Source organism: Deltaproteobacteria bacterium, from assembly GCA_020845775.1.
Taxonomy (GTDB): Bacteria; Bdellovibrionota_C; UBA2361; order SZUA-149; family JADLFC01; genus JADLFC01.
Genome location: JADLFC010000017.1, coordinates 12,694 through 25,602 on the forward strand (window position 1 = coordinate 12,694; position 12,909 = coordinate 25,602).

At 48.6% G+C, this 12,909-nt stretch carries 9 protein-coding genes; all 9 read left to right on the forward strand.

All coding sequences use genetic code 11. The features are described 5' to 3' along the window. Nucleotides 1–12: 12 nt before the first annotated feature. The 9 genes from IT291_00985 to IT291_01025 all read left to right on the forward strand — a co-directional run bounded on the left by IT291_00985 (nt 13) and on the right by IT291_01025 (nt 12,896). The gene (locus IT291_00985) at nt 13–468 is read left to right on the forward strand and encodes a YlxR family protein (protein MCC6219795.1); all 456 of its coding nucleotides are present in this window, start codon (nt 13–15) and stop codon (nt 466–468) included. A 20-nt stretch (nt 469–488) separates the two neighbouring features. Continuing rightward, on the forward strand, nt 489–3,332 hold the full coding sequence (gene infB, locus IT291_00990; protein ID MCC6219796.1) for a translation initiation factor IF-2: 2,844 nt from the start codon (nt 489–491) through the stop codon (nt 3,330–3,332). An 8-nt stretch (nt 3,333–3,340) separates the two neighbouring features. Next, nucleotides 3,341–3,709 (forward strand): 30S ribosome-binding factor RbfA, encoded by a 369-nt coding sequence (rbfA, locus tag IT291_00995; protein ID MCC6219797.1) that lies wholly within the window; start codon nt 3,341–3,343, stop codon nt 3,707–3,709. Next, nucleotides 3,706–4,698 (forward strand): DHH family phosphoesterase, encoded by a 993-nt coding sequence (locus IT291_01000; protein ID MCC6219798.1) that lies wholly within the window; start codon nt 3,706–3,708, stop codon nt 4,696–4,698. The genes rbfA and IT291_01000 overlap by 4 nt, the downstream gene beginning before the upstream one ends. A 147-nt stretch (nt 4,699–4,845) precedes the next feature. Further along, nucleotides 4,846–5,793 (forward strand): tRNA pseudouridine(55) synthase TruB, encoded by a 948-nt coding sequence (truB, locus tag IT291_01005; protein MCC6219799.1) that lies wholly within the window; start codon nt 4,846–4,848, stop codon nt 5,791–5,793. 110 nt (nt 5,794–5,903) lie between these two features. Beyond that, nucleotides 5,904–7,349 carry a PAS domain-containing protein gene (locus IT291_01010; GenBank protein ID MCC6219800.1) on the forward strand — a complete coding sequence of 482 codons (1,446 nt, stop codon included), beginning with the start codon at nt 5,904–5,906 and terminating at the stop codon, nt 7,347–7,349. Nucleotides 7,350–7,365: 16 nt separating this feature from the next. Then, nucleotides 7,366–10,851: a VCBS repeat-containing protein gene (locus tag IT291_01015; GenBank protein MCC6219801.1), complete on the forward strand. Its 3,486-nt coding sequence runs from the start codon at nt 7,366–7,368 to the stop codon at nt 10,849–10,851. Between the two features lie 68 nt (nt 10,852–10,919). Then, complete coding sequence (locus tag IT291_01020) at nt 10,920–11,540, forward strand: hypothetical protein (protein MCC6219802.1); 621 nt, start codon at nt 10,920–10,922, stop codon at nt 11,538–11,540. Nucleotides 11,541–11,555: 15 nt separating this feature from the next. Beyond that, complete coding sequence (locus IT291_01025; GenBank protein MCC6219803.1) at nt 11,556–12,896, forward strand: flotillin family protein; 1,341 nt, start codon at nt 11,556–11,558, stop codon at nt 12,894–12,896. The last annotated feature ends 13 nt before the right edge of the window (nt 12,897–12,909 follow it).

Below are 12,909 nucleotides of genomic sequence, written 5' to 3' on the forward strand. Positions count from 1 at the left end.
CGTAGGTCGAGAGTGAGGGCAAAGCCCCAGCGCACATGTGTAGTATGCAGAAAGCGCGGCGCAAAGGAGGAGTTGTGGCGTTTCGCGTTTCGCAGAGAGTGTTTGCGCAGCGAGTCAGCAGGTTTGCGCTGCGAAAGCAGCGGCTTAAACACTGATTTGCTAAAAACTGCTAAACTAGACAGAGTTGGAAAATGTTTAGGGCGTGGGGCTTATTGTCATAAGAAGGCCGAATGCTTGTTTAGTCCCCGAGCGGCTAGTTCTGTAATTTCTTCTCTGTTGCGCGGAAGCGGCAGGGAAGTCAGTGAAGATGCGAAGAAAACTGGTAACCGCGCTTTGTTTAAGAGGCTAAAAGGTGCCCATTTAAGTATTAGGAATCTGTTAGAGGGCGATGGGGATAACGAGGATTTGTTGATGGGATGTGAGAAGAAAGCATTTCGCCTGGGTTCGGTAAAGAGCGACGGCAGGTAAGGATATTGAGCAATTGAGTTATGTCGAATATTAGAGTTTACGAATTAGCCAAAGAGCTAGGGTTGGAAAATAAGGCTGTTATCGAGTTATGTGCGCAGCTAGGTATCGGCGGCAAGAGTTCTCATTCCAACTCGTTAAGCGACGATGAAGCAGATCGCGTGCGCCGTTCGGTAATTCGCGAGGCCGTGAGTAGCAGTGCCGAGGACACGGTGCGAGACGTCAAGATGAAAAATGGCTCAGGCATTGAACGTCGCATGGGCAATGTCATTAGGCGCAGAAAAAAAAGCGAGGACGAGGCTCCAGAGGGTGCGAGGTTAGACTTGGCTATTTCGAGCAGTCGTGTGGATGACTTGCGAGGTGACCTGCCGAATTATTTGGATGAGCGACGAACGCGCGAGGAGGCATTGGCCCAAGCAAACGCGCTTTTTGAACGGTCTAGCGATAATGAGCAGGAGGAAGAAGAGGTTGAGCAGCCGATTGAAGAAAAAAAATGGTCGCTCAGGTCGCCAAACCTAACTGAGATTAGCAGCCCAGAGGTTACTGGCGCAGCTCAGCAGGCGTTGGTTCCTGAGGATGCTCAATCTCGAGAACAGCATGCAGTTCTAAATAATGGAGCTAGCAGCGAGGAATTAGGTGACTCGGAGGTAGGGGCGATAGGTATTTTCCAGGAGCAAGAACCTGCGACAGTAGATGGTGCTGAGATTAGTGGTGAGGAAGATCCACTGGATGAAGTTAGGCGTCGGCACGATGTTAGGGCGTTAAAAGTTCTTGGAAAAATCGCCCTGCCAGAAAAGGCGCCTGCTGAGAAGAAACCGGCTGTAAAAAAAGTAAAAATTGTTGAGGAATTAGAGGAGGAGGTATCGCCGTCTGCGCACAAGCCTGGAAAGCATACGCGTAAATGGGCCGATGGAGGTGCAAAGCTGGATCGCGGCGGCCTTAAACCAAAGAAACAAGTTCTAAAGAAGGACGAACTACTGGATTACGAGACGGATCGCGACGTATGGCGAAAAGGTCGAGATAGAAAACCTAAAAAGGGAAGGGCGGATGTATTGGTTCAAAAGGCCGAGGTTCGCGAGTCTGGTCCAACGAGGGCCTCTAAATTGGTGGTTAAGATCGATTCGGAAATTTCCGTTGGCGAGCTCGCAAAAAACATGGGAGCAAAGGTCGGCGATGTTATTACTAAGCTAATGAGCTTGGGCGTAATGGCCGGCGTAAATCAATTGATCGATTTCGATACCGCTACTGTCGTGGCGAGCGAATTTGGGTTTACTACAGCCAATACCGGCCATGATGAAGAGGAGTTTTTGTCTGAGCTTAAAAAGGCCGATGAAAGTGCGCTTCTGGTAACTCGGCCACCGGTTGTTACCGTCATGGGCCACGTAGATCACGGTAAGACTTCCTTGCTCGATGCTATTCGCAAGACTTCCGTTAGCGAGCGGGAAGCTGGAGGAATTACTCAGCACATAGGGGCGTACAATGTGCGCGCTCCCAATGGTCAATTCGTGACTTTTATCGACACTCCGGGGCACGAGGCTTTTACGGCTATGCGCGGTCGCGGTGCTAAGGTTACTGACGTCGTGGTGCTCGTAGTTGCTGCCGATGACGGCGTAATGCCTCAAACTATTGAAGCGATTAATCACGCGCGCGCAGCTGAAGTTCCAATAGTTGTGGCTGTTAATAAGATAGACAAGGAAGGTGCCAATATCGATTTCGTCAAGAGACAGCTTGCCGATCAGGGTTTAATTCCAGAGGATTGGGGAGGACAGGTGATGTTTGTCCCGGTATCGGCGCGCACGCGACAGGGTATCGATGAGTTACTAGAGGGCATTTTGTTGCAGTCAGAGATGCTCGAGCTTAAGGCAAACCCAGATAGAGCAGGCTACGGCGTCGTCATTGAATCGATGTTAGATAGAGGACGCGGCGCGGTCATTACAGTTTTGGTGAAAAATGGGACGTTAAGGGAAGGCGATGTGTTTTTAGTAGGGGCTACTACTGGTAAAATAAAAGCCTTATGGTCGCATGATGGCGTTAGGGTTAAGGAGGTGGGCCCAGGCTTTCCGGTCGAAGTGTTAGGAGTTTCGGACACCCCAGAAGCGGGAGATGAGATTTTCGTCATGGCGGATGAGGCGCAAGCGCGGCAGGTGGCGGAGCACAGGGCGCTACGCAAGCGCAATAAAGAGCTGGCGCAGAAGGGGGCTGTTCGCGGCGCAATGAGCCTGGAGACGTTTTCGGAAATGATGAAGCAGGGAGCTGTGCATGAGTTGCCAGTTATCGTAAAGGCCGATACCCAAGGCTCAGTTGAGGCGCTTAAGGAATCGCTTGGCAACCTGCAAAGAAACGATGTGCAGGTAAAGGTCATACATGCGGGGGTCGGTGGTATTAACGAAAGCGATATACAGCTCGCTCATTCTTCGCGTGCTGTGGTTGTCGGCTTTAACGTGCGCTTTGAATCCGGGGCTAGCGACATGGCTGATAAGTATGGAGTTGACGTGCGCTTCTTTAGAGTTATTTACGAGTTATTAGACTCTCTTACGAGTGCAATGCTTGGGCTTTTGGCGCCGACCTACAAGGAAAAGTCGCTCGGTCGAGCTGAGGTAAGGACTACTTTTAAGGTTCCAAGACTTGGCACCATTGCAGGGTCTTACGTCTTAAACGGCATTATCGAGAGGGGTGCAAATGTGCGTTTGATTAGAGATAGTCGGGTGGTGTTTGAGGGAAAAATGGCGAGCCTTAGGAGATTTAAGGACGATGTCAAAGAGGTGGGTAGTGGGTATGAATGTGGAATTGGAATTGATGGCTACTCGGATATCAAGGATGGGGATATTATCGAAGTATATAAACTCGAAGAAGTAAGGCCAACTTAGGTTCATAGATGTATAAGAAAGAGAGAAAGACCGAGAGAGTGCACGCCTTTTTAGCCGAGGAGATAAGAAGGCTTGGCGATCCCTGTTTGGGTTTTATTAGTATTACGGGAATAAAGCTGTCGCCAGACGGAAGAGTTGCGCGCATTTACTGGAGCTATTTTGGCGCAATTGGGAACTCTGCTAATGAGTCGGCTTTTTTGAATCGCGAGGAAATTGCGGCAGTTGACGCAGCCTTAAAAAAAGCTACAAAATTTTTGCGTCGGCGAATCGGTGAAGAGCTCGAACTTAGATACGTGCCAGAGTTGATTTTTGAGTATGACAGTTCCGTAGAAACCGGAGCGCGTATAGATATGTTGCTCGAAAAGGCGGGTTTGTGAGTTTGAACAAAGAGCAATTAGCAGATATTGCGAGGCGCTTAGGTGCTTGTAAAAAAGTGCTGGTGAGCACTCATATTTCTCCCGATTCAGATGCAATTGGTTCGAGCTTTGCTCTCGCATTGGCCTTGCGTTTGCTTGGCATAGAGGTGGTAGTTTACCTCTTCGATGTCTTTCCAGAACGGATGGAGCCTTTTAGATCTGGGGTCTCTCCAATTCATTCGATTCCAGAGAAAGAATTCGACGCCTTTGTGGGTTTGGATGCTGCAACGGCTAATCGCTTTGGGGACGATTTTGAGCTCTTGCTCAAAAGAGCAAGCCTCACGTTTAACTTGGATCATCATGTTTCAAATTCCAATTGGGCCGAGATTAATTACGTCGACTGCGAAGCAGCGGCTAGTGCGCAAATTGTTTTTTCTCTAATTAAAGAGCTTGGCGTAAGTGTAGATACTGAAATGGCGAATCTCTTGTATGCTGGTCTAGCCGACGATACTGGGAGTTTTAGGTATTCAAACGTCAATGAGAAGGTTTTTATGTGCGCTGCTGAGATCGTTAGATGTGGGGCGCAGCCTGAGCGCGTTTCAAATTGGCTGTATTATTCCGTTCCAGCTAGAGTGATGCAACTAAGAGCCTTAGCTATGGAAGTGACGAACATTATTCTCGATGGCCAGGTTGGCATGGTTGTCGTTACGAAGGAGATGCTCGATAGGTGCGGTGCCACTGCTCAGGATTCGGAAGGCATCATCGATGACGTGAGAGCTCTGCGCGGAACCATAGGAGCTGTTTTTATGCGCGAAACCGATGATGGCTGGAAGCTAAGTTTAAGGTCCAAGGCTAGTTGCCTTAACGTACAGGACATTGCAGCAGTTTTTGGCGGTGGCGGACACTACGCAGCAGCGGGATGCAGGATGCGCGGCAGTAGAGAGGATGTTGAAAGGAAAATTGTCGCCGAGCTCGAAAAGCATCTATGCCGTTTCCAGAAAGTGACTTAAATATTTTACTTTTTGGAAACGGCATTTGTTGTTTATTGGCAAGCGCTTACACACTTGCTGTTTATGACATTTACAAAAATCCTTTTTGGAAATGTCATAAATAACCTTCAGCGAGGCCCCTAGGATTTATTAATATTTTTTACTTTCGTGTCGCAAGTAGTTCCTCAAAGTGGTGCGTTACTCGTAGATAAACCAGAAGGTCTTACGTCGTCTGCTGTGGTTCAGAAAATCAAAGCGCGCTTTGGCTTCAAGCGGCTTGGCCACGCCGGCACATTGGATCCTATTGCTACTGGCCTGCTCGTAGTCTTGTTTGGCAAAGCTACTCGCCTGCAATCGCTTCTGCTTGAAGGGAAAAAGAGTTATGAAGGTGTCTTTTTGCTAGGGAGAGCTACCGATACAGATGATATTAGTGGCAACACAATTAGTGAGGATTGCGAATTAGAACCTCTTCGCACAGCTTGCGCGAGAGATAGAGGTATCGAGCGCGAGCTCGAGAGAGCATTTGTTGGGGAGATTCTCCAGGTTCCACCAGAGTACTCGGCTATAAAAATCGCTGGCCAGAGAAGCTACAAGTTAGCGCGTCAAGGCGAAAAGGTGGTTCTTTCCGGACGCACAGTTACTATTCATGCCATGTCGCTAGAATTTATTGACGCACCATATGAACTCGCTTACAGGATGACTGTGTCTAAGGGCACGTATGTTAGGGCTGTTGCGCGAGATATTGGCAAGTATTTGGGAGTTCCAGCGTGCGTTAAGAGCATTAGAAGAGTTGCGTCGTGCAACTTCTTAGTTAGCGAGGCTGTAACTTTGGAGAGATTGCTCGAAGCGCCATTAATACCGAACTGGTTTCTGGATATGGAGCGATTGGTAGAGCATCTTCCACGAATTACTTTTGAGGAAAGGGATTCTCAGCTTCTAAAAATGGGAAATCAAAACCCGCTTAGGACAACTCCTGCTATAGAGTCGGCAGCTGCAATCGCTTCAGGGAATGCTGAGGTAGCAGCTCTTTTTGATAACTTTAACCACTTCTTTGGCTTAGCTCGCAAGGTAGGGGCTAAGGACGGCCAAAGGTGGGAGCTTTCTTTGATCGTCTAAGGTCTTATTTTTGCTACATTTTTCTTCTAGCTCAAGAAAACCTGGCATGGGTCGATATATTAGACTTGCAGGCAGTCGGTATAACTCTCAACAAGTAGGACTATACATGTATGGCAATCCCAAACGTTAAACCTCTAGACAGGGAAAGGACATTTGCAATCGAGGAGCTGTTCTTTTCAACTACTGATGCCAAGGGAATTATTCGCTATGGCAATAAAGTGTTTTCGAGAGTTGCTGGTTACGAGCTTGAAAAACTGATTGGAGAGCCTCACAACATCATACGGCATCCAGATATGCCGAGAGCGGTGTTTCAGTTATTGTGGGACACTATTCAGGCAGATAGACCAATAGTTGCCTATGTAAAGAACATGGCTAAAGATGGAAGCTATTACTGGGTGTTAGCAAGCGTTCTTCCGTGCAAGGGTGGATATTTGTCGATTCGCATCAAACCATCTAGTCCAATATTCGATGTCGTTAAGGCCGTATATGCTGATGTCCTCGCGACTGAAAGGGCCGTAGAGGCTGACGGTGAGCCGAATGCGCTCAAGCGTGGAATTCAGGCTGGATTGGCGCGAACACTCGAGTTGCTAAAATCCAAGGGATTTAATAGCTACGACGAATTTATGTGGGCTATTTTTTCCACAGAAATGCTGTCTAGACGTCAGGCTATAGAAGCAAATGATAAACCCGATAAGAAGGCTTCAACCAGCTTCTCAAATGGAGCTAAAAGGAGCGATACTCCAGCGATTGACGCTAATCACAAGCTTCGTGGTTTGTTAGAAACGTGTAAAAGCCTAGATAATCACCTAAACACCCTTTTTGGCAACGTAGGTAATTTTGAAAATCTAAACAAGCAACTGTTGCATAAATCCACCTTTATCCTAAAACTTGCCGAATCGCTAAGGCGTTTCTCACTCAATGCCGTTGTAGAGGCTTGTCGCCTACAGGACACAGGTGCGGCGCTTACGGTAGTAGCTGAGACCATGGGTCGAAGTTCTAACGAAGGCTCAGCTGCCGTAAAGCAGTTAACGACTAGCATCGCCTCCCTAAGCAGTTCTTTGGGAGAATTGACCTTTGATCTAATCGTTCCAAAGCTTCAAGTGGAGATGATTTGTGTGTTTGTTAAGGAGCTATTGGACGAACATACTGCTGCCACAGAGCAGTCGTCGCAGAGTGAAAAAAACGATTGCGCCATAAGGGAGCATATAGAGCTTCTGGTGGATACATTGTTAGTAAGACTTAAAAAGATATCTCCGCTTCTCAACATGTTAAATAGCGACCTAAACGCTATGAATCAGCAGATTGCGGACTTGCAGAGGTTTGTGAAGGCTCTTCGCTTTATACAGTTTTCGGGAACTGTCGAAGCTGCCCGCTGCGAAGATGCGAAGTCATTTGCCCTAATATTTGACGAGGCGTTAAAGCAAATAGATGAGGCCCATAACGAATTAGCGAAATTTGCCGAGATAGTCTCGACGAATTTGCAGCAAACAAAAACGTTTGAGGCAGTAAACCGCAACATCAATTCTGAAAGCGAAGGTCTTCAGACCTTAATTTAAGCGTCATGGCGTCTCTATGAAGGTTTCAAAAAACAGTTTTGGGGCTTTGGGTCTTTCAATTTTATTTCTCTTTTCTGCCATTGCTCCCTCATCCCTTGCCGCTGAGTCGGTGCAACTTAGTAGCGTGTCGCCTGCTACATTGTCAGCAATGGCGGCGGCCGCAAGGCAATATAGAGCTATCGGCGTAGCAACTGCTGTGACCTTTAATTTAGCAACTCAAGATGGCGATGTGGAGGTGCGCATTGAGCCACACGACATTCGCGCCCACGGATATATTGCGCAAACGCTAAGTGCTAGGGGTGTCGAGCTGGATGATGCCGCATATGCGACGGATTTGTTTACTGGCACAGTAGATACAGGGATTGCAACCGATTTTGCCCGCTTTGCACTGGTGTCGCGGGCGGATACGGGAGAAAAGCGGTTAAGTGGCTATGTCAGGGCAAATGATTTGTACTACAGTGTAGAGGCAACCGATAATAGCAACGAAAAGCTTTCGGTCGAGATGGTCAAGCCCGAGCAGCTACGGGAAATGGCCATCCGCTGCGGAGTAAGTGTATCGCACTATTACCAAAACGATGAGTTGCAGAGGAGCTATGAGCCATTGTCGGCTACGCTCCGCCAGGCACAAATTGCCACTGAGGCCGATTACGAATATGTGCAGACATTAGGGAGCAGTGGTAGCGCCAACGCTGAGATATTAGCGATTTTGAATGGAGTGGACGGCCTTTATCGGTCGCAGTTAGGGGTTACTTTGGTGGTTACGTTTCAAAATGCCTGGACCACAAGTTCTGACCCATATTCGAGCACCTCGCCAGATACGTCCCTGGATGAGTTTTTAATGTATTGGGAGTCGCGTTTCCGAGGGTCAGTTAATTACGATTTAGCTCACTTGTGGTCGGGTAAGGATTACGATGATAGCGTTGCTGGGTTGGCGTACGTTAGCGCAATTTGTAGCAGCTTTGCCTACGGAACCGGACAATACTTTAGCACGCGCTCTTTGACGGTTCCTTTGGCCGCCCATGAGATAGGACACAATTTTGGCGCTGGGCACGACAATTGTAGCAACGGGCAAGAATACATAATGTGCCCCTTCCTAATCTCTGATGTGGCGACTTTTTCGACTTCAAGTATTAGTCAGATATCTTCTGTGGTTTCTGGATCTGATTGCTTGACTACTATCGACGACCCCGGCGTGCCTAGCGAACCTAGTCCGCCCGTTCTGGGAGCAATCGGCTCGCGTTCCGTTGCTGAGGGCTCTACGTTGAGCTTTACACTTTCGGCAACTGATGTGAATGGGGGCTCGCTTGCGTTTTCGGCTGATTCTCTTCCAAGTGGAGCTACTTTAAGCGGAGCCAATTTTTCGTATACTGCTCCATATAGCGCAGTTAGCGGCGGGAGCTGGACGGCCGAGAGAATTGTTACGTTTACCGTTACCGATTCTACTGGATTAAGCGACAGCGAGGCGGTAGTAATAACTATTCAAAATACAAATCGCGCCCCAGAGTTTGGCTCCTCAGCCTTATCTTATGACGTGTCGGAAGGAGAGAAACTAGAGTTTGTCGTCGCCGCTAGCGATTCCGATGGGGATATTCTAGCATTTTCGGCCCCCAATGGGTTACCAGGTGGAGCATCGCTCGGGTTCTTAGACGGTTCATTTAGCTGGGTGCCGAGCGGTAGCCAAAGTGGAGATTATTCGGTCGTAGTGCAAGTTAGGGATGTGTTTGGAGAAACCGACACTACGACCATAACGATTGATGTGTCCGACGCTCCAGGCGTAGATGAGGGACCAAGTTCTCATATTTTTGGCGACTATACTGGCGAAGGCCGTTCACAGGTTTCGGTTTATCGCCCCTCTACGAGTGAGTGGTATTTTGAAACATTTGGGTTTGGCTCGGCTAGGCTGCCCGCTTCAACATCTTTTGGCCTTAGTGGCGACGTTCCGGTGCCGGCTGATTACAACGGCGACAACATTACTGATGTAGCGGTTTTTCGCCCTTCTCTTAGTATGTGGTTTGTCAGAAATTCGGGCAGTGAAGCCATGACAACGCTTTCTTTTGGTTTGGATGGCGATTTGCCCGCTCCAGGAGATTTTGATGGAGATGGTCGAGCTGATTTTGCAGTTTTTCGCCCTGCCATAGGAGCATTCATTTACCGAAAGTCCAGCGATGGCGTTAGCGACGTAATCGCTAGCATCGGAGCAAGAGGGGACATTCCAGTTCCATGTGATTACGATGGGAATGGTGACGATGAAGTCGCCGTATATAGGCCGAGTACTGGTACGTGGTTGGTAAATGGCAGCGGGGAAACCCAGTTCGGCTTGGATTACGATATACCTGTGCCTGCTGACTACGATGGCGACGGCGACTGCGATATTGCAGTATGGCGTCCAATAACGGGAGAGTGGTATGTAAGTGGTTCCTTATCTAGTATACAGTTTGGTCTCGGTGGCGATGTCCCATCGCCACAAGATATGGACGGCGACGGAGACGCCGACCTAGTCGTATATCGTCCTGGTGTCGCTACCTGGTACTGGCGTGCTGATGACTCAAGTGCAGCATCTCATGCCTTTGGCTTGCCTACGGATGTAGTTAGTCTTGTCGAGAGCCGATATTACGCAATGCGAAATAGTCAAAAGAGCGGCACTGCGGGGCTTTCAGGCGGGATAGATTATGTGGGGCTTTTTGTTGATTCAACGGATCGACTGTACTCAGTTGGTCTTGGCGGCATCAGCAACATCGGAGTTAGTGCTGGCTCGGACTCGCACATTTTGCGCGGAGATTATAACGGAGATGGAGTAGCTGATATTGCCGTATATAGCGGGGGGTTCTGGACGTTCTATTACCTCTCTGGCTCTTTTCAAGTTATTGGCCTTAACACCGCCGCCTGGGGCACATCTGGCGATAAACCCGTAGCGGCTGATTTTGACGGCGATGGCAAGGCGGACATTGCGATTTATCGGCCTGTTGGCGCTTTAGGAGTTGGCGAGTGGTGGATAATTCGCTCGCAAAATGGCTTGCCGATGGTTTTTACCTGGGGACTATCAATCGACGTACCAGTGCCGGCAGATTTTAACGGTGATGGCTGGGATGACGCGGCGGTTTGGCGTCCGGCAGACGGAAATTGGTATGTTTTGGACGCTCGCTCTGCTGCGCCATTAGCGGTTACACAATGGGGCCTGCCAGGAGATGCGCCGCGGGTGGGTGATTTCGATAGCGATGGCCGTATAGATAGAGCCATTTGGAGAGAGAGTTTAGGCATGTGGTTTCTGCTTTATTCTGGAGGAAATTACGGTGTCTTCCAATGGGGACTACCTGGCGACATTCCCGTGGCTGGTCATTTTACGTCTTCGGCAAGCAGCGATTTTGGAGTTTATAGAGCGTCTAATAAAACCCTATACATCCGCTCTGTTCAGGGGGCACAATATACTGTTTCTGCCGCATCTGTTCTTGGGGCACATAGCGGAGTGCCAGTGGCAGAAACGCCGTTTTATCCTTTGCCGTAGGCGGCTGTTAATATATATGTAGTTTAGTTGTTTTGGTCTAGAAACGTAACGTTAGGGAGTGCGAGGAAATGTTTTTTTTATCAGATACGCCCAGTGCCATTGAACTCACTTTCATGGGTTCAGCTATTTGTGGCAGTTTGTTTTTTTTGCTGAGGGTGATGATGGTGTTGGTTGGTGGTTTTGGAACTGGCGATCTAGACGCAGGACACGCCGATGGAAGCTTGGATAGTCATGGCGATATGCCGCACGTTCAGGACAGCCATGATACCGAGATGGCGTTTAAGCTGGTTTCTCTAAATAGTGTAGCGGCGTTTTTCATGATGTTTGGGTGGGTTGGACTTGCTGCTTATGTTCAGTACAAACTGGGTCCAAGTTTTTCGCTAATAATAGCGACCTTGTTTGGAGGTCTTACATTGGTTCTTACTGCCTATTTTTTTAAGTGGCTCATGGGACTGCAAAGTCGTGGGGCTGATTTTAAGATGAAGGATTTAATAGGGCTCGAAGCGCAAGTATATCAGAGGATCCCCGCAAAAGGGCAGGGAAAAATTCAGGTAACCTGTGATGGCATGCTTCGAGAAATAGATGCTAGATCTGAGCATGGAGAAGAGATTGAGTCCTTTGTCCCTGTTCGGGTAATAGGGTTAATGGGAGCTACGGGTGTATTAGTGCAGCGAGTAAAGGGAAATTAGGAGGAATTGGCAAAAATGGGCTATGTTTATCTTATAGTTGCGATTGCAAGCTTTGTATTGTTATTTATTGTTTTAGTTTTTTTGGCTGGACGAATTTACGTGCGCTGTCCGGCGAATAAGATTTTGGCAGTTCAGGGCAGTGTTGGCGCTGGGCGTTCGGTTAGGTGTTATCACGGTGGAGCGACTTTTGTTGTTCCGCTGTTCCAGCACTCGCAATTTCTCGATTTAACTCCGCTAACCATTATGATTCCGCTTAAGGGCGCCTTGTCCCAGCAAAACATTCGCGTGAACGTGCCATCGACGTTTACTATTGCTATAGACACAAATCCGGAGAATATGACCAATGCCGCTGTGCGCTTGCTCGATTTAGATCAGCAAGATATTGAGTCCATGGCGATGGAAATAATCTTTGGTCAACTGCGTTTAACAATTGCCTCGCTTACCATTGAGGAGATAAACCAAGATCGCGAGCGCTTCTTGGAGGCGATTAGAAATAACATTGGCCCGGAGCTACAAAAAATTGGACTTACGTTAATTAACGTTAATATTACCGATATTACGGATGAGTCGGGGTATATTGAAAGCATTGGCAAGAAGGCTGCCGCTGTAGCTATTAACCAAGCGAAGATAGATGTGGCGGAGGAGGAGAAGCGGGGAGACATTGGCGCATCGAATGCCGATCGCGAGCGGCGCATTAAGGTTGCGGCCTTTAACGCCGAGGCGGTTGAGGGAGAGAACAAGGCCAATGCTGCCATTGCTAGTTACGATGCCGATTTGGCCGAGAAGCAGGCTGCGGCGCATCAGCGAGGGACTGTTGCTCAGCAGCAAGCCGAGGCGGAAATTCAGTTAGCGCGAGCTAAGGCAGAGGAGAAGCGTTTAATTGCTGAACAGGTAGTGCCGCGGGAGATTGAGAAGCGCAAAGTGGAGATCGACGCCGAGGCGGAGGCGGAACGCTTGCGCAGAGAGGCGGGCGGTGAGGCGGCTGCTATTATCGCCGTTAAGACCGCCGAAGCCGAGGGCATTGGAAAAATACTTCAGGCGAAGGCGAATGGATATGCGCAGATGGTCGACGCTTGTAATGACGGGCCAAAAGACGCAGCTACTATGCTCATGGTAGAAAAAATCGAAGAGGTCGTAAAACTGCAAGTTGAGGCGATTAAGAATATTAAGATCGATAAGGTAACTGTATGGGACAGTTCCGGGGGCGAAAACGGAACCAGTTCTACGTCGAAATTTATGAGCAACCTAATTAAGGCTCTTCCGCCTCTTCATGAAGTTGCAAATATGGCGGGCGTGGAACTGCCAGCCTATTTAGGCGACCTTAGCCAGAATGCTATAGAAGCCGAGAAATCGTGACTACTAAATAACT

Coding starts and splice junctions, on each gene's coding strand:
- infB (MCC6219796.1), top strand. CDS start 489: ATGTCGAATATTAGAGTTTACGAATTAGCCAAAGAGCTAGGGTTGGAA.
- rbfA (MCC6219797.1), top strand. CDS start 3,341: ATGTATAAGAAAGAGAGAAAGACCGAGAGAGTGCACGCCTTTTTAGCC.
- IT291_01010 (MCC6219800.1), top strand. CDS start 5,904: ATGGCAATCCCAAACGTTAAACCTCTAGACAGGGAAAGGACATTTGCA.
- IT291_01015 (MCC6219801.1), top strand. CDS start 7,366: ATGAAGGTTTCAAAAAACAGTTTTGGGGCTTTGGGTCTTTCAATTTTA.
- IT291_01020 (MCC6219802.1), top strand. CDS start 10,920: ATGTTTTTTTTATCAGATACGCCCAGTGCCATTGAACTCACTTTCATG.
- IT291_01025 (MCC6219803.1), top strand. CDS start 11,556: ATGGGCTATGTTTATCTTATAGTTGCGATTGCAAGCTTTGTATTGTTA.